Source organism: Polyangium sp. 6x1, assembly GCF_029946515.1.
In the GTDB taxonomy this organism is placed as follows: domain Bacteria; phylum Myxococcota_A; class Polyangia; order Polyangiales; family Polyangiaceae; genus Polyangium.
This window is the reverse complement of the sequence record NZ_JARZHH010000118.1, coordinates 1-20,121: the sequence shown is the minus strand read 5'-3', so window position 1 is coordinate 20,121 and position 20,121 is coordinate 1. Positions and strand designations below refer to the sequence as shown.

The window sequence follows — 20,121 nt, the reverse complement described above, 5'->3', positions numbered from 1 at the left end:
GACGACCAAAGGGCGCGAAGCCCTCAGGCAACGCGTTGGCGTGGAGCACCGACTCGCCCATCTTGCATCCAAGCAGGGGCCGCGTGCCCGCTACCGAGGCTTACGCAACAATCTCTTCGACCTGAGACGCCATGCCGCCATGCTGAACCTTGAGGTAATCCAGCGTCGCAGCGACATGGCCAACGCCGCGTAGTTCCTGGGAGGATCGAACCGTTCGGCGCTCTAGACGCGCTCCGCGAGCCTCCCCTGTCGACCCTTCTCCCTCCTGTCCCTCCATATCGTTCGCCCCGTGAGACGCACGTGTCCGCAAGGACGATGCTCGGGGATGAGCGGTGGGAATTGCTGTTGATCGAGCTCCTTCGCGCGCCCCTCCATTACCAGCGGGCGGCACGAGAGGTCATCACGTATGCCGTCGACCTCCGGCAGCTGGGGGACGAGGCGTACACCGACGGCCTCGTGCACCTCGTGCTGTCGCGTCAGCGCGAGGACGCGGACGGCACCATCAGCATCGGTCGCCTCCGGGACGTCCTGTGCGACATATCCTTCTCGGGCACCCTCATGCCTGCGCTGCGTCGTCTCGACGAGGAGGGCACGATCGACCTCCTGCCAGCCAACGGGGACGTCGACCGCAACACCCCCTCCGAGCTCCGGGCCCCTCCGGCACGGCTCCGCCTCCCGGCGCTGGTTTGAGCGGTGGGGGCCGGGCCATGCCGCGTCGGCAAGTCACGTCTCCCCTGCTCGTCGAGATCGGCGCGCGCATCCGGGACATCCGCCTCGAGCAGGGGATGTCGCTGGACCAGCTCGCCAGGAGGAGCGGTGTCGCGAAGGGGAACCTGTCGAGCACCGAGCACGGGCGGGTCAACATCACGGTCGAGACGTGCCTGAGGATCGCGGGGGCGCTGGGGGTGAGCGCGGCGGAGCTGTTGCCGGAGCTGTTGCCGGAGCCAGAGCAGGGATCCGGGGCGGGGGGGTCGCGGCGACGGCCTGGAATCGGCGGGCGGAAGGGGAGGGCGCGCCCCGGGATCGGGTGATATGGGGTGCGTCGCCGTTCGCGCGGCGCGCGACGCCGTCGGACGAGAGGGCCGTGGCCGGACGCCGCGGGAGCTTACCGCTCCAAGATACGCGAAAGGAGATGGCGTCGTCTCCGTTTGCGTGCCCCCCAGCGAAAAACGGGTCACCACCAACCACTCACGTCGACGATGCTTCGAGCCACGTCTTGGCCGATTGTTGATCCACACAGGTCTACGAGCTGCGGGACGAGATTGACATGCTGACCCGCTGATAACGCGCGCTCGGCGGCCCGGATTCTTGCGCGGTGGTCGCGCCTGCCATCAATTTCGACTGAAGCTCGGCGTCTCGGACCAGACGCGCAGCCTCGAGGACCTCCGTGACCAGGGAAGGCGGCAAGCTTTGCGCGGGTAGGTGGGTTGTTCTCGATCCCGCCTCCGGAGCGAGTCGGTAGTGTCGCGAGCTTGGAGCAGCGACGGTCGAGACGTGCCTGAAGCTCGCGGCGGAGCTGTTGCCGGGGCCGGCGGAGGAGCGGGGGACCGGTCCGGGGGGTCGCGGCGAGCTGCGGGGACCGGCGGGCGAAAGGGGAGGAGGGCGCGCCCCGGGTTCGGGTAGGTGGGTTTTCTCGGTCCGGTTTACGGAGCAGGAAAACCGCTGGCTGTACGAGCAGAGCCTCCTTGGAGACCCGGAGCTCGTTCGCGCAGTCGTCGATGCCGCGTGTCATTCCGGATACCTCCCGGGCCGAGGTCCGGCGCAGTGCGCCGCAGAGCGAGCCCACGTGTGCACGCGCCTCTCGCGCTGCGAAGGCAAGCAGCGCGAGCGGGATGGCCCAGGCCCGACGGCGCCGGCCCGAGCGCGGCGCCACGTCGCGCTCGCAATCCACCCGCGAGCGCATCGTGCTCCCTAGCGAGCTCGGTGATGCTCACGGTGGCTTGGGGGGCGGTCCGAGTCGCTGCGCGATGTGGGGAGCCCGGTCGTTGCGTGTGCGCCCACAGACTCCTTGACGTTGCCGCACAACATGACGTAAACGATCAAACGTTGGCTGCATTGCACGCCTTCCAGGAGCAAGCGATGACGATCGGCGCAAAGAACCTCGCCCTCCACGTCGCATCGGGCGACGCGTTCGACGTCAGGGAGTTCGACGTCCAGGAACGGATGTCGGCGCTGTTCGAGCTGACCCTCGTCGTGGTCAGCCACAACGCGAACGTCGACTTCGAGGGGATCGTCGGTCAACCGGCCAGGTTTGGGATCCGCGACGACCTGCACAAGGGGACGCCAGAGCGGTTCTGGACGGGGATCTGCAAGCACATCGAGCAGACCGCCGTGGAGGCCGACGGGCTCTCGACGTACCGCCTGGCGCTGGTGCCGGTCTTGTGGCTCGCGAGCCAGCGGCGGAACCATCGGATGTTCCAGCAAATCACCGAGCCCGACATCGTGCTGAAGCTGCTCAAGGAGTGGAACATCACGTCAGATGTCAGGCTGACGGCGAAGTACAAGAAGCGAAAATATCGAGTGCAATATGCAGAGTCGGATTATGCGTTCATAAGTCGGATGCTCGAGGACGCGGGGATCTCGTTCTATTTCGAGCAGGGTGACGAGGAGACGCGGCTGGTTCTGACGGATGCGCCGCAGCAGGCCGAGCCGCGTGCAAAGAAGATCGCGTTCCGGGATAACCCCCTGCAGGCCGCGGAAGAGCACGTGACGAAGGTGCGCATCGGCCAGCAGGTGAGGCCGGGGCGCTACACGATGCGGGACGTCGATTACCGAAAGCCCGCGAGCTACCCGCTACTCGCGAGCGCGGAGATGCACGACGTGGACACGGAGGGGCGGCTGGAGCGGTTCCATTACATGCCGGGCGCGTTCCTGTTCGAGAGTGAGAGGGGGGATGGGACGCCGGTCGCGGATGACAAGGGGAAGACACGCACGGACGAGAAAGAGGGGGAAACGCTCGCGAAGAAGCGGCTGGAGGCGAAGCGGGCGAACGCGAAGGTGTGCACGTTCGAGACCAACGCGCTCGATCTGACGCCGGGCGTGGTGATGCGCATGCTCGATCATCCGCGGGCGGAGTTAGGGGAAGACAAAAAGTGGCTCGTGGTGGCGTCGAGTCAGCGGGGTACGTCCGGGGGCGAGCATGCGCAAGCGTGCGAAGCGCGGAGCGCGGACGTCGCGTATCGGCCGCCGGTGGTGACGCCGAAGCCGAAGGTGAACGGGATGGAGAGCGCGACGGTGGTGGGGCCGCCCGGGGAGGAGATCCATACGGACGAGTTCGGGCGGGTGCGGGTGCATTTCCATTGGGACCGCGAGAGCCGGATGGATGAGAAGAGCTCGTGCTGGTTGCCGGTGAGTCATCCGTGGGCGGGGCACGGGTTTGGGATGATCAATTTGCCGCGGGTCGGGCAGGAGGTGCTGGTGGACTTCCTGGGCGGGGATCCGGACAGGCCGGTGATCGTGGGGCGGGTGTATACGGCCCTGCAGCCGGTGCCGTACGGGTTGCCGGGGAACAAGACGCAGAGCGGGTGGAAGAGCGAGTCGTCGCCGGGCGGGGGCGGGTTCAATGAGATTCGCTTCGAGGACCGGAAGGGGAACGAGCAAGTCTATATCCAGGCGGAGAAGGACCTGGAGAAGCTCGTCAAGCATGACGAGACGATCACGATCGGGCACGACCGGACCGAGACGGTGAAGCATGACGAGTCGGTGACGATCGAACACGATCGGGTGAAGCTGGTCGGGCACGATGAGACGGTCACGGTGGACAACGACCGGACGAGGCTCGTGAAAAGGAACGAGAGCGTCACGGTCGGGAAGGATCGGACGAGGGTCGTCAAAAACGACGAGAACATTACGATCGGCAACAATCGCGCGAAGAGCGTGGCGAAGAACGAGCGCGAGACGGTGGGGGTGAGCCGCACGCGCGTCGTGGGCGTGAACGAGAGCGTGAAGATCGGCAAGAGCCAGAGCGTGAAGATCGGGGGGGCGAAGAGCGAGAAGGTGAGGAAGTCGTCGTCGGAGAACGTGGGGCTGACGAAGTCGGTGATGGTGGGGGGAATGTACTCAGTCACGGTCGGGGGGGCGATGAGCACGACGGTCGGGTTGATGCAGTCCGAGATGGTGGGCCTCGTGAAGACCGTGACGGTCGGGAAGAAGATCGAGATCAAGTGCGGTGATTCCAAGATTGTGATGGAGAGCTCGGGGAAGATTACGATCGAGGGGAAAGAAATAACAATCAAGGGCGAGAAGCACGTGGGCGTGGAAGCAGAGCGGATCGATCTCGACTGAACCATGCTGCTACGCTCCGTCGAAAACATGACCGGCTTCAATCACCTAGCCTTCTGCAAGCTGGGCGCAGACAACCAGTTTTGCGATGTGGTCGTGGTGAAGGTGAATCTTCGCCTTGCGAGCGGGCCGTTGGAGGTGCTCGACAAGCCGGCGGAGATCGTGCTAGCCGATCATTACGAAAATGCCGATGACCCGCAGTACAGCGTCGTCACGCGTGCAGGCGATGCCGTTGTCTTTAAGCCTGCGACGGACGTGCTGCTGACGGGCAACGCGGTCCCAGCAAATGCGCAACCGTGCGCCGAATGGTGGTGCGAGCTTGGCTTTCGCACCCGCGCCGGTACGACCGCAAGGCGGCTCCACTTGACGGGCCCGCGCTACTGGCAGTGGCGGATGACGCAAGACTGGCACCTGAGCGAGCCAGAGCCTGTGGAAAAGCTACCGCTGACCTATGCCCTGGCGTACGGCGGCCACGATCCAAACAGACGGCTGGCATTCAAGCCCAATCCCGCTGGCCGTGGGTGGTACGAGGCAATCGAACTGAAACGCAGTGAACGCTACTTGGCGCCCCAGATCCAGTATGTCGATCAGCCAGTCCGCCACATCGACAAACCGGTCGCAGTCGCGGGGTTCGGCCCGATGGCGCGATGGTGGTCGAGCCGCTACAGGTACGCTGGTACCTACGATGCCACGTGGCGAGCCGCCTTTGATGCCAGTCCGCACTCGGTGTACCCGGCGGACTTCGATTCACGGTTCTTTCAGTGTGCGAACCCCGACTGGATCTTCGATCCCTACCTGCGCGGTGATGAATCCTTCTGGCTGTTAGGTTTTCGTGCGGGCCCAATTCACGCCGAGCTGCCACGCCTTGCCATCGAAGGGGCTTGCCTCACACGCTCCGGCAAGCTGCTGCTGGCGCCGTTACCACTGGACACCGTACATATCGATCTCGATCAGGAGATCGTGTCCCTGACGTGGCGAGTGAGCCTACCACAATCGCTGGGTATATCGCTGCTGGCGCTGCGCGGAACCCGGGTAGAGGATCTCGCGGGATCATGATGTTTCGAGGGACCATTCAGGAGGCGATACGACATGGCTTCTAAGCACGTCGCCAATCGTGAAGGCATTTACCTGGCGATCAATAGCTCGCCGGACATGTGCATGGTCGGCGAAGCCGTAGTGCCGTTCGAGATCTACCAGACGCTCGACAGCGAGAAGACGGCTTTCTCCACCAAGGTTTTCGTACGCAGGCAGCCGGTGCTGCTGGCTGGTAGCATCATCAAGGGTGTCATCGGCAATGCAGGTAAAGGCGTGCTGTCTGGCGTGGCCGTGGAGTTCGGCCACATCAAGGTGCGCGACGGCGCGCCCAAGGTCTTTGCCGAGAAGCGAAAACTGGCGAGGCACATGGACCCGGTCGAGATGAACGGAAAGGCATGAACTGGGCACCCCGCCCGTTACCTCCGGGTCATGCCTAGACGCAGGTGAGCGCCATGGGACCTCCTTTCAGAGAGGGTTGGTACATGACCAACCCATCGACCAGAACGTTCCAATACTTCGAGACGCCCAACCTCGTCACGGCACAAGGTCATTTCGAAGGCCAAAATCAAATACTGGATTGGAGCCTGAAGGAGAAGCCCGACGGACTCGCTACGCAATGGTCGGACGGGTATGAGTCACTGGACAAGACCAAGCCGGGTGACTGGTGGGACAACCCGAACAACCCACAAGCCAAGCAGGAACCCGGAGGAGGAAACACGCAGGCGCAATCGTCCGCCGAGAGCAAGGACGCCGCCAGCAGCGACTCTACATCGGCAGACGCCTCGTTCACGGAGAACAAGACCATCGGCTACTTGTACACCAGCGAAGAAGGTCCAGGGGGGGATGCCGCCACCGGCGCCCCGGCGGCCGCGCCTGTCGAGAAGCCCAACGAGGCGCTCCAGGCGATGCTCGATAAAGAAAAGGTCCCCTGGTACCAGCGGGCCTGGGAAGCGACCAAAGGCGCCGTCCGCAGCGTGATCGCCGCTGAGCTAAACCCGATTGATGGCTTCATCGGTGTCGTCAAGGGCCTGGTCAACATGGTCAGCTCGGACCTGTGGAACCTGGCGGTGATGCTGAGTAAGCAGCAAACCGGCATGTCCATGCTGACCGACTTGCAGGAGAGCCAGGCACTGCGGCTGGCGCACGAGGGCAGGATTGCGGAGGCAAACGAGATCGCGAGCAGGGTCGCGCAATTCCGTCAATGGGGCATGGTTGGGGATCTATGGGCGCCGAGCAACGAGGCGCAACGAGGCGGTGCGCTGCTATCGGTCTTCGTGCCCGTGGGCGGGCTCGTCAAGGTCGTCACCGGAACGGCCAGGGGGATCAAGGGCGTTGCCGTTGCCGAGGACTTGAGCCAGCTCGCCAAGGCCGAGGCGGAAGCGGCCCGGCTCGCCAGGGCCGAGGAGGTGGCCAGGGCTGAGAAGGGAGTAACTAAGGCTGACGAAGCCAGGAATGCTGCCGACGATATCGCAGCGTCGAGCGACGGAGTCTATGCTACCAAGAAAGCTGATGTGTGGAAAGAGGGACCAGTCAACAGGGGCCGCCTCATCGAGGAGGATTTGGCCAAGACGGAGTACGATGACTGGATTCACACGGACGAATTGCCTGGGTATAGCTCCGCCAAAAACTATCCGGTTGTCGACTTTGCCAAGGACAATCAGATCGTGAGCCTCAAGACGGCCGATACGCAGCTAAACTCGTGGTATTCTAAGCTGCGAGGTGATATCCGAACGCTGGCAGACTTCACACCACCTAGCAATCTGGCTTCCGGGAACGTGTCTAAAATTCTTGACTTGCGGGTTCAGCCTGGTGGTATCGAACTGGCAGGACAGAAGTTGAAAGATCTCGCCAATTATGCTCGTGAATACGGAATTGAGCTTCGTGTGAAGCCGTACCCCTGACACATACAGGTACCGCATGAGCAACATTGTACGGGACGCTATCGAAGCGGCTAACTGGGTTGCTACTGCACTCCGGAGTTCGGGATACAATGCTGACTTCTCGCCTCAGAGCCTGTCAGAAGTCGACCGTTTTTTCGAAGAGAACAGCAGCAATGGTGTGCCCTTGCCGGGAGGACTTCTGTCTGCCAATCTAGGCCCACGCATGTTTGCAATCGGCGCATACGTAGGGGAGGTGATCCGTCGTTCCAAGCAGGGGCAATGGAGAGGTGATGACACGGATCCGCGGGCTGAAATCAATATCGAGGTTTTGCTACCGGACGGAACCCGTTTCTGGCCTGTACAGCGAGTAATGAAACGGTTAAAGAGCGGACTGGCAGACGGAATAGAGGTGTATGGAGCGGCTATGGGACTGGATGTGCGATGAGCTTCCCATGCCACGCGACTCCTACAAGGCTCGCTGAACTCGCCCGAGGGTGTGTTGCCTGCCTGGTGTGGCGATCTGCGCACGAACGGGATGTCGCTGAAGGGCCCTCCTGACTTTAGCTCTTCACCTGCACCCACTCCCCAATATCTGCACCCTCTTCCCCACGCCCGGATCCTCCATCACCCGCTCCAACCACACCCTCTCCAGCCGCAGCTCCGCCTCCTCCGGGATCCCCAGCTCCGCGAGCACCTTCTCCGTCGTCCCCCGCTCCGCGGCCACCTGGAGCCGCGCATACTCCTCCGGCTGAATCACCCCACGCTCCTTCTCGAGCTGCGCGACATACGCCGCATCGAACCTCTTCAGCAGGTCCATCCCCCCGCGTTCGATCTCCTCGTCGATTGCCTCTTCCCAGCGCTGCGCCGCCGCGGCCCAAGCCTCCGCGGACAGCTCGTTCTCCTCCAGGATCTTTTCCCGCTCCTGCGCGCGCCGCTCCATCGACGCGCTTATTGCCGCACATTGCTCCAGCGGAATATCCTTCACCACCGGAGTCGGCGCCTTGGTCGGGCCCTCCGCGGGCGACTCATTCGCCACCTCCCCGCTCGTCGGCTTCGATGCCTGCGCATTCGGCCCCGCGATCATCTCCGGCGTCGCCAGCGGACCGATCATCGGAGGCGTCTCCGGCGTCCTCAGCATGACCGGTGGCGCCGGAAGTTCCGGCGCTTTCGCCAGGGATGGCGGTAGCGTGGCGGATTCCTTCACATGCTCCGGAGCGACGGGTGGCTCCCGATGCGGCGACGCGAACGGTAGCGCAGATGCGGGAGCCGGGCCTGGCGAGTGCCACGGCGTCAGCGTTCCCGTTCCGAAATCGGTGAGCCGTATCGACGAATGGTTCCCCTCGCTCGCTCCGGTCGCCAATGCCGAAATCACACCCGGGGACAGCTCCAGAAAAGGCAACGCAGGCGGCGTTTCGCCCGGTGCCCTGAGCGGGGCTATGAGCGTCGTTCCTGCTTCGTCCTCACGATCCGCGGCGATCTTGCCAATCTCTTCGACTTCGCAAATCTCCTCGACCTCGTCGATCTCTTCAGGCTCGAAATCGTCTTCTGTCAGTCGAATCGGTGCCGACGCAGGATCGAATGGCAATGGCGTCGTCGCTGCCAGCCTGTTCCCAGGGAACGTGGTCCAGGTCCCTGTCTCCGTCTGGATAGGCGCGGACGAACCGGCGGAGGTCCCTTTGGTCGTTCCCACCGGCGTCGGAGGTAAATGCAAGGTCCGACGTGCGCTCTGAAAGGGCATAGTGGCGCGCTTGCGCTCGCTCATGGGCGTCGCCGGGGCGAGGCGGGTCCTCGTCCCGTCGTCCTGGTTCCCCCCCGGATGATCACACGTCACGAGCACGGCCCCGTCCTCCATCGGATCCTTCAATCCGAGGATTCCCCGCCAGACGAGCGCGCACGTCCCCCGATCCGTGTCGATCCACATCGTGTCACATCGCAGCCGGATCTCCTCGGCAGCGCCCCCAGGCCTCTGCGCGAGTGCCTGCGGAGTCACCGTGGCGAGCTTCGTTACGAGCTGCGGATACTCCGGATGCAGGTGCTCGAGGAGGATCTGCTCTCCGACGCCGAGCTGCGCGAGTTGCTGATCCGATGGAGCCGCATTGAAAAAGCCGGCGTCCATGTCCGCCGGCAGCGGCTCGGATGCCCACGTGTCCTGCCGCCATGTTGCGACATGCCGGCGAAGCTTGGCCGTGCGCTCCGGCCAGCCTGGTGCAACCGGTCCGAACCCTACCGGAGGCATCACCTGAGCGGCCGCGCGCAGCACATAACCTACGGGCATGAGATTGGGAACCGGTCGAACCCCCCGTGCATCTGGCGGCGGATTTGCGGGGATGCCCCCTGGATTCCACGTACCCGGTCCCCCCGCCGCTCGTTCCCAGCGAATCGGCATTTTCAGGAAGTACGCGGCTTCCGAGAGCCTGCCATCCGGCACCCACACCCGATCCCCGTGCACCTCGATCGCCTTATTCAGCGGGCCCACGGACAATCGAGCGACGAGGGACGTCGTCGGCTGGCCGCGCGGTGCGTATACATGTCCACCCACGAGCACCTCCGCGTGCCGCTTGAACGGCACACGATCGGTGGAGAAACGGAGGCTCCCATACGCACCGTCTGGCCAAGGAAGGTCCACGTCGAAGGGGGCCTCTTGCTGCTCCGCGAGCGGGGACGTGCCAGGTTGCAGCCAGAACGTCGCCTTGCACACGACTGCGAGCGCGAACGCGCCGGGCCGAGGTTGCAAGACGAACGAGGAGACGGAGAGCGGACAGAACGAACGGGCCTTCACAATTGCCAGTCTATCGCAACAACGCTGGAGAGTGGAGAGGGCGTGTGGCCCTCCCGCCTACGCGACTCCAACCCCAATTCGATACGCCGACGTTGGTCACTCGGCACGAGCGTCGCGCGCCCACCCATGACCGTCCGGCAAACCCGCCACCCACAGCTTCCCGTCCACGCGCACGAGGATCGGACGCTTCGCCGCCACCGCTGCCACCGCGTCGCGAGGAGGGGTCGGAGCCGTTGCACGGAGGAAGCGTCTCCCGCGCTCCGAGGCTCCGGCGCTTGGTCGCCTCAAGGCTCAAGACGAGCCCGCTCGTTCGCGTTACCAGAGCGTTACCACGGCGAGGCTGCCATCCTGTCTCCTCGCGTCCACTCCCGGGCACTCCGAAGAACCCCTTCACCATCGCGAAAGTGCCTGGAACGATGCTGTTTCTACAATCGTTCTCGTACCTTGGCGAGAGGGTTCCCGAATCCCCGGCAGCGGTTTCCTAAACCGAAGGTCGCAGGTCCGATTCCTGCCGGGGGTGCCAATGATTCCGCGGGGTTAGCGCATCCCGCTCCCGTTGCCCCGGGGCCGTCTGGAAACGCGTTGCCCCACTGTTGCCCCAACCCCCCAGGGTCCTCTCCTCGACCCCGGCGGGTCGCGAGCGGCTCTGTGGTGACGGTCACCCCTTCCGGGCTCGCCCCTTGACCGGTCGCGGACCGTGCGATGCCCCACCATCGCCCCGTCGGCTGCCCCGCCCCTGCTCCGGCTCGCCGGACTCCGTTGCCCCGCTGTTGCCCCGCCCCTCGGTCGCCTTCGCGATCCTCCGGGCGGCCTCGGCGAGGTCTTCCTTCAGGTGGTGCACGTAGCGCTGCGTCGTCGACAGGTGCTTGTGCCCCGCCATGCGCTGGACCACGTGCACCGGCACGCCGGCCCTCAACCACGATGTGATCGCGTAGTGCCGCAGCCCGTACACGCTCCACCCTCCGAGCTCGGCGCGGTCGCGCACGCGCTCGAAGGCTTGCGTCAGCCCGTACTGCCCCCACGGCTTGCCCTGCTGGTTGAGCGCGACGCGCCCATCCTTCGGCCCGTGCTCCACGTGCTCGAGGAGCCGCGCGAGCGGGGCCGTGATGGGAATCTCGCGTTGCCCCGTCTTCGGCGTGTGCGTTTCGCCGTAGGAGCAGCCTTCGCGCACGCTGAGGAAGCCGCCTTGCGCCTCGCCGTTTGTCCCGGGAAGGAGCACGTCGCGTCGACGTAACGCGCGGACTTCGTTGGGGCGAAGGCCGGCGTACGCCATGAGCGCAAAGGCGAGGCGCTGGGAGCGGACCGCGGAGGCGAGAATCGTGTCGATGTCCCTTTCGGAGGGGATTTCGAGGATGCTCTTCTCCGGGGCTTTGAGCCGAGGCAACGCGGGGGGCAAGCCCGCGAGGTAGCCGCGGTTCGTCGCGAAACGCAGCACGGATCTGAGGACGATCTGCACGTTGTTTCGTGTGGCGCGGGCGCGGTCCTCCTTGGAGAGCGCGAGGTCGAGCTCGGCGGCCGCGGCTCCGTCGACTTGGGCGAGCGAGAGCTCGCCGAAGGTCGGGAGGAGGTGGCGGTCGAGGACGAGCGCGTAGCCTCGGCGGGTGGTGACCTTGAGGTCGGTCAGCATGAAGGTGGAGCGGTATTCGCTGACGACTTCGGAGAAGGTCTTCGTGGGGACGGCGGGGGTGGTGGACGGGGTGGGAGGGGAGCCGGCGGGGGATGTTGCCGGCGGCGCGGTAACCTCGTCCTCGGGCGCGTATGGGGTGCCGAAACGGGCGAGGTTCAGGAGGACGCGTTTCTCCTCGGCACGAGCGCCGGGGAGCGTCTGGACCTGGGCATCCTTGCGGTACCTTGCCCGCTGTCCGTCTTTCGTCTTATAGCGGATGTCAATGAACAGCCGGGTTTCCCCGCGGCGGTTGATTTTTCGGATTGGCATGATCGGGTCCTTTCCCGGTCATCCCAGCCGAACTGCGAGAAGGTCATGGTAGCAGCATTGAAACCCGTCCGGCAGCGGGCCCGACCCCAGTCGCATTTTCCCCAGATTCTCACGACGCCAGTTGAGGAAGACCCCCACCGCTTGCCCCCACAAGCCCGACTGCCTGCATCACCCTGGAGGCGTCGCCTGGATCCAGATCCAGCCTCCTGGATTCATAATCATACTTTTTCAACTGGTCGACACGAACCGTCATCCCAGATAGTTGAACCGATGCATTAGACGTTTGAAACCCAACCACCGCCACGGTAGAACCGACCGGGAGCGCGAACGTTTCGTTCGCTTCCACCAGCACACTTTCGCTGCCACCTACACGCAACTCCAAGTAAGCCCCTCGAGCGAAACGTCTAGCTACTTCATCGCACCAGACAACGCGACAATACTCGTACCGGTCAGAAAATGGCCTCTGGACCCCCAACATACCGTAATAAGCCTTCCTCAATCGCAAACCATCTCCATCGATACCATAATTCCTACGAATGAAGTCGGGCAGCGATGGTCGCGCGAAGATGGGTACGGCAAACTTAGTGGTAGAATAATCATGCAATCGCACAGCAAGATCGTATCCGAATCGCATCATATCCTGAGCAGACACCAACATCTCGCTGCGCGTAACCTTCAGCCGTCCCAGCCGCTCCCTTGCCTTCGGCCTCGTCCACTCCTCATCATCGTGGTCTAGAAGCCAATAGTAGGCATCTTCGTGCTGCTTCGACCGAAGAACAAAGTGGCCATATCGTTCATGGAATAAGATGGCCAAGCGGTGAATGTCTTCCTGGTCAAAGATCCCTAGAAGCTTATCAAGCTTGATCGACGGCGGGAGGAGGTCCCATCCACTCGGTGAGTCAAGTAGCTTGTTGTACTCTGTCGGGGTAGACGTGCCAGAAACAGACTCAATCGTCTGCTCTATGCTTGTAAGCATGCCGAGAAGGTCCGTCAGGCAATCGCGCGCAAGTTCTGCCGCATCATTCCTCCGTCCCCAAACTCGCTCGGCGGTCTTGTTTACTAGCAACGCAAACAAGGCGCCCAAGAAGGTGAGTATCGCAGCTTCCACGATTCAACTCTTCTCTTGTTCATCAGGTGGAAGTGTTGGTTTTGGTTGTGGCCGAGGTTCCCTTATAGGAGCGACATTGATCTCATTCTCGCCACGTCGAACGCTCTTCTTTGCTGTCCGTGTTCGAGCGGGCGATCTTGTACCGGGAGAAGCCGGGTTTCGCTGATCGGAACGATGCGGTGTCTTCTTCTTCCCAGAACTCATGCGGTGAACCCCCGGAATGGTTTTTGGCGAACAACATGCGGTGTTACCTCAGCTTCTCTCGTTTCGCAAGCGGCCACAGCACAGATGCCCCGAACTGTATTTGAACGCACACGCACACTGTGGCGTGGGTTGGCGCGCGGCGCTACCTCTCAGAGGCCCTGTGGATGAGGCGCTGCGCTTGACAAAACACATTAACGCAAGGTTCTCTACCAGAAAGTTGACAACCGCACGATCCAACGGAGTTTGAGATGGCGAAAGACCTCGTGTACCAACCCCGATACTCCAATAGCTACGCCCTGGTCATCGGGATCAATGCGTACTCTCATGTCTCCCCGCTGTCGTGCGCACGTCAGGATGCAGAAGCCATTGCGCGTGTGCTCAAGTCGAACTTCGAGTTTCCCGATGCCAACGTTTCTCTACTTGTCGACGGCGACGCGTCGAGCGCTGCTATAAGGTCTGCTTTTCTTCGCTTTACGCATGATGACATTTCGTCAGACGATAGAATTGTAATATTCTTCGCCGGACATGGCTACACGAGGCCTGCGCGTCGCGGAGAAGTGGGGTACCTTATTCCTGCGGACGGCGATCCGGACGACCTGAGTACGCTTCTTCGCTGGGACGAGCTTACACGGAATGCCGAACTGATGAGCGCAAAGCATGTTATTTTCTTTATGGACGCCTGCTATGGCGGACTCGCAGTAACCCGGGCGCTTCGGCCTGGAACTGCGAGGTTTTTGAAGGACATGCTTCAGCGATACTGCCGACAAGTCTTAACGGCCGGCAAGGAGGATGAGCCTGTCTTGGACGCAGGAGGGCCTCGTGCCGGGCATTCTATGTTTACCGGTCACCTACTGGACGCGCTTGAAGGTCGTGCAGCCAGTCCGGAAGGCGTGATCTCAGCGAATGCCGTCATGGCCTATGTATACAACCGAGTCGCCCAGGACGCAAACTCTGTGCATTCACCTCACTACGGATTTCTTGACGGAGACGGCGACTTCATCTTCTGTGCACCGAACTTGAGCGCTCTAAGCTTAAGCGAGAATGTCGACACGGACACTCTCATTCAGGTTCCTCCAGTTCCCGACGCGTCGTCGAATACGTCACAGGACCAGCCATTCGTTGAAATAGCAAAAGACTATCTCTCAGAGCCCCGACATCGCGTTCGGCTCCACGACCTCGTTTCCTCGGAAATCCGTGGCGCAATGTATGAGACCCGCGACGAGGTGTTTCCAGTGGCCGGGGGAGGGGGTGGCTTTGGCTCGAATCAATTCGGAGAGCGATTGAGGCGGTATGAGGACGCGATTGGTCGCCTGTGCACCCTAACCGTTCTTCTATCACACTGGGGCACCCAGGACCACCATTCGCTGATCGAGAAGATAATTGCTCGCATGGCGGACAATAATGAGTCCCGCGGCGGCTTGGTGGTCTGGCTCGGCCTACGATGGTATCCGATGATGCTACTGATGTACGTTGGGGGCATTGCAGCTTTGGCCGCACATAATTATTTCACATTCTCGCGGCTGCTCACAACGCCACTTAATGTAGGAATCGGCAATGGAAGCAGTCCTACAGAGGCGATTGTTGCCACCGTCGATGGCATGAGCGACATCAGAAGTGACAAGGCATTCGGGCTACTTCCCGGCCACGAGCGGCAGTACGTTCCCCAGAGTGAATATATCTTCAAAGCCATCCAGCCCCGTCTTGAGGATTTGCTTTTTCTTGGCCGTAGCTACGAGGCACTCTTCGACCGATTCGAAATGCTCTACGCATTGACCTACGCCGATATCCGCTCGAGGGGCGAGAAGTCTGTATGGGGCCCTCCCGGCAGGTTCGGCTGGAAACATAGGGCCGGCGGTGGGCCATTCAACGCAATGATTGCAGAAGCAGAGCGCGAAGGACCCGCCTGGCCTGTTATCCGGTTTGGCTTATTCGGCGGGTCGATTGAGCGGTTCAAAGAGGTTGCAAAGGCTTACCGGGAACGAGTTCTTAATAACTCGCATTGGATGTAACGAGACAACTCCCTTGCGCCCCCGTCCCTCTCCTCGACGTGCTCGACGCCGATTCGAGAACGACTGGCCCAAGGCTCAGACCTCGCTGATCCGGCTCGTTCGTTGCCCGAAAGCGCCGGAAGCTCGCGCATCGAGGCCAACGCTTCGCACACCCCCTACCCGTGCCCTTGACCCCGCGGACAAACCCGTGCACAAGCATCCCCACCGATCCCCGGGAGGTCCTCATGCGCATGCACGTCTCCGCCGACATCCCCCTCAGCGAGCCCAACGCCTCCTCCGGCCTCGTCACCTGGTTCTCCATCGACATCATCCCCGATGACGACGCCCCCAACCCCGCCCGCATCGGCTACGCGCGCGTCGCCCGCATCCACATCAGCAGCGCCCTCGACCTCAACGTCCCCCTCCTCGACGTGCTCGACGCCGACAGCGGCGAGCTCGAGGCGCTCCACGACATCTTCTTCGAGAACGACTGGCCCAAGGACGAATACCTGGAGGGCGGCGGCAACGACGCCCTCTACATCAGCGAGCTCGTCATCGACCCCGCGTACGAGGGCCGCAACATCGACCTCGCCCTCGTGCGCCGGCTCTGCGACACGCTGGCGCAGGGCTGCACCGTCGCCATCCTCCCGTATGGCTCCCAGCGCGACATCGACTACTGGACGCCGCTCGGGTTCGAGGTCACCCCGCCCGGCGGAACCGAGGGCTACCTGCATCTCCTGCTGGAGACCCGTACGGCACGGGTGGACGATCCGGATCAGCCGGGGGTGTTGCCGCTAGCCGTGACAACGGGCCCTCTTCAGGGCGCGAGGCTCGCATGGTCCGCCCGTCCAACCCCAGCGAGTAGCTCACGCCGCCCTCAACATAATGTTGCTGCCCGGCGAGGCGCTGACAAAGATTGGATAAAATAAATGGGTTCGTTGATTAGTCTGGGGCTTGCTTCCCTTGAGCTCGACTGGGGAAAGAACGATTTTTTTCGGAACCACTCCGCTCTCTTTCTACCGGGTGACGTCAAGCTCGCCACCTACTATTATGCCGAGGGAGTAACGGAGCAGAAGCGGGCGTTCGTTCGTCCGCTTCGATCGGTCGTTAGACGACTCGAAATGCTAGGCTTCACTCTACAAGATTGCCAGCGACGCTACGATGAGGCAGTATCAGACGTACCGAGCTACTACCCCGCGCCAATCTTATCGTACGCCCAGTTCGCAAACGTGCTCAAGAACGTAAACGTCGGGGCCGTCGCCATTCCGGAAGAAGGAGACTACGACCTCGGCGAATACGCTTCCAATGCGATCATGAATGACCCTGAGTTTACCAAGACCGAGCATCTCTTGGGGTCTCTTCGTAGTGACGAGGGTACGTTTTTCGAAAACATTGATCCGTACATCATACTCCGATTGCTGGCAGAGAATCCGCAAAACTTGGACCAGGATGTTGTCTGGCGGATCGCCGACGTGGTAGACGGTGGTTGGGCCGAAGAGGATTCGCTATACGAAGGCATTCCTCGTACGGAGTCCTGCCTAGTCGTAACGGAGGGATCGTCCGATGGCGCTATCCTTCGTCATTCACTACCAGTCGTCGCGCCGGACATAGCTGACTTCTTCGATTTTGTCGACATGTCGGAAATTATCCGTTCACCGGCACCGGCAGCCTATATCGCTTCTGCCAAGGGCTGGCGCGGATTCGTATCCAGAATCGGATTCTGGTCGTGTTAGACAACGACACCGCAGGCAGGGAGGCATACCAGAAGATTAAGAAGCTGAGCCTGCCTCCCCGCATGCACGTGGCGCTGCTACCCAGCCTGCTCGAATGTAAAGACGGACGTACGCTTGGGCCATCGGGCGCACTTAGGGAGGACATCAATGGAAAGGCCGTGTCTATCGAGTGGTTCTTGGACCTCGCGTCGCCCGGTGGCATTGAGCCGACGGTTCGCTGGACAAGCTACAATTCCGAGCTGGACGCCTACCAGGGAGAACTACTCGATAAGGAATCGTACACACGCAGATTCATTGAAGCCGCGAAGCGACGGGCGGAATATGACTATCGCAAGCTTGACCGCCTCTGGATTCACCTCGTAGCTGCTTGTACGGGAGAAGGCACCTAAACTTCAAGCGCATTATCCATCCTTCCTCCCCTTCGGGACTCGAAGCCTATTCCGACCTGGACGGATGCACGGAGCGGGCTCCGATGGCGCCATGCCTGAAGCTTTAGAACGTTCTTCTGCCTCTTGCCATCCTCCTCCCCGCCTCCTCCCCGCCTCCTCCCCGCCTCCTCCCCGCCTCCTCCAAATCCTCCTTCAGATGATGCACATACCGCTGCGTCGTCGCCAAATTCTTATGCCCCGCCATCCTCTGCACCACATGCACCGGCACCCCAACCCGTAACCACGACGTAATCGCATAATGCCGCAGGCAATACACCGACCACCCCTCCAACCCCACCCGATCCCTCACCCTCTCGAACGCCTGCACCAACCCTGACTGCCCCCCACGGCTTCCCCCGCGCCGTCATCGCCACGAGCTCCTCTCGCGCCCCCGCCTCCACCGGCGCGAGCAACCTCCCGAGCTCCGGCGTCACCGGCACCTCCCGCTGCCCCGTCTTCGGCGTATGCGTCTCCCCGAACGACCGCCCCTCCCGCACGCTCACGAACCCGCCGGCGACCGCCTCTCCCTCCCACCGCAATCGCACATCCCGCCGCCGTAGCCCCCGCACCTCATTCGGCCGCAGCCCGGCATACGCCATCAACCCGAACGCCAACCGCTGCGACGCGCTCGCCGCCGCGAGGATCCGGTCGACCTCCTCGTCGGTCGGAATCTCCAGAATGCACTGCCCGATCGACTTGAGCCGCGGCAACCCCTCGGGCACCCGCGCGATGTACCCCCGCGCCTTCGCGAATCGCAGCACCGACCGGAGCACGATCTGCGTATTGTTCCGCGTCGACTGCGACAGCTCGCGCTTCGACAGCTCGAGGTCGAGCTCCCCGGCCGCGACGCCGTCCACCTCGTCCACCCCACGTCCGCCGAACCTCGGAACCAGCGTCGCGTCGAGCACCCCCTCGTACCCCTTGCGCGACGTCACCTTCAGCTCGGTGATCATGAACGTCGACTTGAACTCGCCGACCACCTCGGCGAACGACTTTCCCGAACGCAACACCTGCGCCGCCCCATCCCCCGACGCGACGTAAGGCTCGCCGTGCTGCGCAATGGCGAGCTGGTATCGCTTCTCCTCCGCGCGCGCCGCCACGAGCGTCTGGACCTGGGCGTCCTTGCGCAGCCGCCCGCGAGTCCCGTCCTTCTTCCGGAACCGGATATCGATGAACACCCGCGGCTTCTCTCGCCGCATCACCTTACGCAACGCCACGGCCCACCTCCTTTCCGTCCTTCCCTCATTCCAATCGAGACGCTCACGGCGCCCCCCACGCCTCCGAGAACCTCACGCGCCACAGGCGCCCGAATTTGCGCCCGCGCACGCCGTCGACCATCGCCTCGGTCCCGCCGTCGGCCGCGCGCGTGGCGCGGCGCTCGAGCGTCTTGCGGAGCTGCGCCGCGTTGAGCCCGAGATGCGCCGCCGCCCGGTCGAGCGACACCCACGGCACGCCCCCGCGCTCGGCCTCCTTCTGCTTTGCAGACATGCCGATACCCTCCTCGACGCGCGCGCAAGGGGGCTCGAACTCTCGGCGAGCGCCCCTCCCCTACGTCGGTGCCCGGAATGTACGGGATGTCAGCGCCGACTTTCAAGCCATTTCGCGAATAAAATCATTAAGTTGCCACCGGAGTTCGCATTTCCGAGCTTCGATAGGAGATCCTGAAAGCCCCCCTTATTTCGCCGCGTGGTGATCCGAGGACCGCCGAGAAATCGATCCACATTTCGCATGCTCTTCGAAGCCCTCTCGCGGAGACCTCACGAAAGCTCGTCCTACCGGGTCCGCGGTCGAGCAAATCCTCGGCTGATTTCTCGGAAGTCCTCGGGACCAACCCCTTGAAATGAAGGCCCAAATCTCGGGAGCACTCGAAGTCTACTTCTTTGGCTCGGAAAACGGACCGCTCGAAGACGCGGCGTCCCCTGCCGGGAGGACCACCGCAGTGCGATTTCGTACACCAGAGGCCCCGAATCACGCCGCGCTCGTCGCGCAGCTCGACGCGGACGAGCTCGAGCCACCCCACGAGACGCTTCCCGAGCTGCCCTCCTCGGCTCGCCGCGGCTCCGGCTGGGGGCGTTTCTCGGACGGGCCTCGGAAAACCCGCGGCTTTCCGCGGAAAGGCTCACGCTGGGGCCATGTCCCATTTCCGTCCTGCACGCTCACGCGGACACGATCCGGCCCCTCGTCACGCTCGGACGAGCGAGGTTCGACCGGGGTCAACTGCACAGTTCTTCAATCGAAACACTGAACACGCTCGAAATCCAGCCGCCTGGACGACGATCTCGCGCTCGACGATCCATGCAAAGAATCTTCGCGCGCGGCACATGACGCACGCGTGACGTAAAAAGGGTCGGCGTTCAGGCTGTCTCCGAGGGAGTCGTTTCGCGAAACGAACAGCACGTCGTTGACGAAGGTCCAGAATGGAAAACCCTTGGTAGCATCAAATCCGAGGGATGCGGTGCTGGCCTCCCTACCGTCTGGAGGGAGCGACTCTCCAGATCGGATCGAGAGGTTGTAGCACAAAGAACCTGACATGACCGGATGTGGCTACTTGAATGCTGGATCGGTCCTGAGCGACCTTGCCGACGGACAACAAATCATGCCGCGCGCCTCCCTCGAGCAAGGTGTCAAGCGACAGTAACTTCTGACCCCCTAACGACAGTAAAACTGACCCCCTCCCTGCGCATCGACTCCAGGTCTCACTTCGCGGGAGAGACGCTCCCGCTGAGCAGTCCCGCCTTCTTCTTCTGCT

The 20,121-nt window shown here is 62.6% G+C and carries 16 protein-coding genes and 1 pseudogene; 12 read left to right on the top strand and 5 right to left on the bottom strand.

What is annotated here, in order from left to right; all coding sequences use genetic code 11:
- The 8 genes and pseudogenes from QHF85_RS47475 to QHF85_RS47440 form a co-directional block, all read left to right on the top strand.
- Window positions 1-193: pseudogene (locus QHF85_RS47475) on the top strand (IS5/IS1182 family transposase); the annotation flags it as partial.
- 152 nt (window positions 194-345) lie between these two features.
- Entirely contained in the window at window positions 346-690 is a 345-nt protein-coding gene (locus QHF85_RS47470; RefSeq protein WP_281334161.1) for a hypothetical protein, read from the top strand.
- 17 nt (window positions 691-707) lie between these two features.
- Entirely contained in the window at window positions 708-1,031 is a 324-nt protein-coding gene (locus QHF85_RS47465) for a helix-turn-helix transcriptional regulator (RefSeq protein WP_281334160.1), read from the top strand.
- 1,015 nt (window positions 1,032-2,046) lie between these two features.
- Complete coding sequence (tssI, locus tag QHF85_RS47460; protein WP_281334159.1) at window positions 2,047-4,284, top strand: type VI secretion system tip protein TssI/VgrG; 2,238 nt, start codon at window positions 2,047-2,049, stop codon at window positions 4,282-4,284.
- Window positions 4,285-4,287: 3 nt separating this feature from the next.
- Window positions 4,288-5,337, top strand: a complete 1,050-nt coding sequence (locus tag QHF85_RS47455; protein WP_281334158.1) for a DUF2169 domain-containing protein — start codon at window positions 4,288-4,290, stop codon at window positions 5,335-5,337.
- A gap of 33 nt (window positions 5,338-5,370) precedes the next feature.
- Window positions 5,371-5,715, top strand: a complete 345-nt coding sequence (locus tag QHF85_RS47450) for a PAAR-like domain-containing protein (protein WP_281334157.1) — start codon at window positions 5,371-5,373, stop codon at window positions 5,713-5,715.
- 83 nt (window positions 5,716-5,798) lie between these two features.
- The gene (locus QHF85_RS47445; RefSeq protein ID WP_281334156.1) at window positions 5,799-7,217 is read left to right on the top strand and encodes a hypothetical protein; all 1,419 of its coding nucleotides are present in this window, start codon (window positions 5,799-5,801) and stop codon (window positions 7,215-7,217) included.
- A 16-nt stretch (window positions 7,218-7,233) separates the two neighbouring features.
- Window positions 7,234-7,641, top strand: coding sequence for a hypothetical protein (locus tag QHF85_RS47440; RefSeq protein WP_281334155.1), 408 nt, complete (start codon window positions 7,234-7,236; stop codon window positions 7,639-7,641).
- Window positions 7,642-7,764: 123 nt separating this feature from the next.
- On the opposite strand, the gene QHF85_RS47435 is transcribed toward QHF85_RS47440, so the two are convergent.
- The 3 genes from QHF85_RS47435 to QHF85_RS47425 form a co-directional block, all read right to left on the bottom strand.
- Complete coding sequence (locus QHF85_RS47435; protein ID WP_281334154.1) at window positions 7,765-9,894, bottom strand: DUF2169 domain-containing protein; 2,130 nt, start codon at window positions 9,892-9,894, stop codon at window positions 7,765-7,767.
- 739 nt (window positions 9,895-10,633) lie between these two features.
- Window positions 10,634-11,602 carry a site-specific integrase gene (locus QHF85_RS47430; protein WP_281334153.1) on the bottom strand — a complete coding sequence of 323 codons (969 nt, stop codon included), beginning with the start codon at window positions 11,600-11,602 and terminating at the stop codon, window positions 10,634-10,636.
- Window positions 11,603-12,020: 418 nt separating this feature from the next.
- Window positions 12,021-13,019: a hypothetical protein gene (locus QHF85_RS47425; protein WP_281334152.1), complete on the bottom strand. Its 999-nt coding sequence runs from the start codon at window positions 13,017-13,019 to the stop codon at window positions 12,021-12,023.
- A 452-nt stretch (window positions 13,020-13,471) separates the two neighbouring features.
- Between QHF85_RS47425 and QHF85_RS47420 the strand changes: the two genes are divergently transcribed.
- The 4 genes from QHF85_RS47420 (at window position 13,472) to QHF85_RS47405 (ending at window position 17,333) form a co-directional block, all read left to right on the top strand.
- A complete protein-coding gene (locus tag QHF85_RS47420; protein ID WP_281334151.1) occupies window positions 13,472-15,232 on the top strand; it encodes a caspase family protein in 1,761 nt (586 codons plus the stop codon).
- 224 nt (window positions 15,233-15,456) lie between these two features.
- On the top strand, window positions 15,457-16,140 hold the full coding sequence (locus QHF85_RS47415; protein ID WP_281334150.1) for a hypothetical protein: 684 nt from the start codon (window positions 15,457-15,459) through the stop codon (window positions 16,138-16,140).
- On the top strand, window positions 16,141-16,944 hold the full coding sequence (locus tag QHF85_RS47410; RefSeq protein ID WP_281334149.1) for a HEPN/Toprim-associated domain-containing protein: 804 nt from the start codon (window positions 16,141-16,143) through the stop codon (window positions 16,942-16,944).
- Window positions 16,938-17,333: a hypothetical protein gene (locus QHF85_RS47405; protein WP_281334148.1), complete on the top strand. Its 396-nt coding sequence runs from the start codon at window positions 16,938-16,940 to the stop codon at window positions 17,331-17,333. Before QHF85_RS47410 ends, QHF85_RS47405 begins: the two co-directional genes overlap by 7 nt.
- Before the next feature lie 230 nt (window positions 17,334-17,563).
- Here the strand turns inward: QHF85_RS47405 and QHF85_RS47400 are convergent, their stop codons facing one another.
- Window positions 17,564-18,589, bottom strand: a complete 1,026-nt coding sequence (locus QHF85_RS47400; RefSeq protein ID WP_281334147.1) for a hypothetical protein — start codon at window positions 18,587-18,589, stop codon at window positions 17,564-17,566.
- Window positions 18,590-18,632: 43 nt separating this feature from the next.
- Complete coding sequence (locus QHF85_RS47395) at window positions 18,633-18,860, bottom strand: hypothetical protein (protein ID WP_281334146.1); 228 nt, start codon at window positions 18,858-18,860, stop codon at window positions 18,633-18,635.
- Window positions 18,861-20,121: the final 1,261 nt, after the last annotated feature.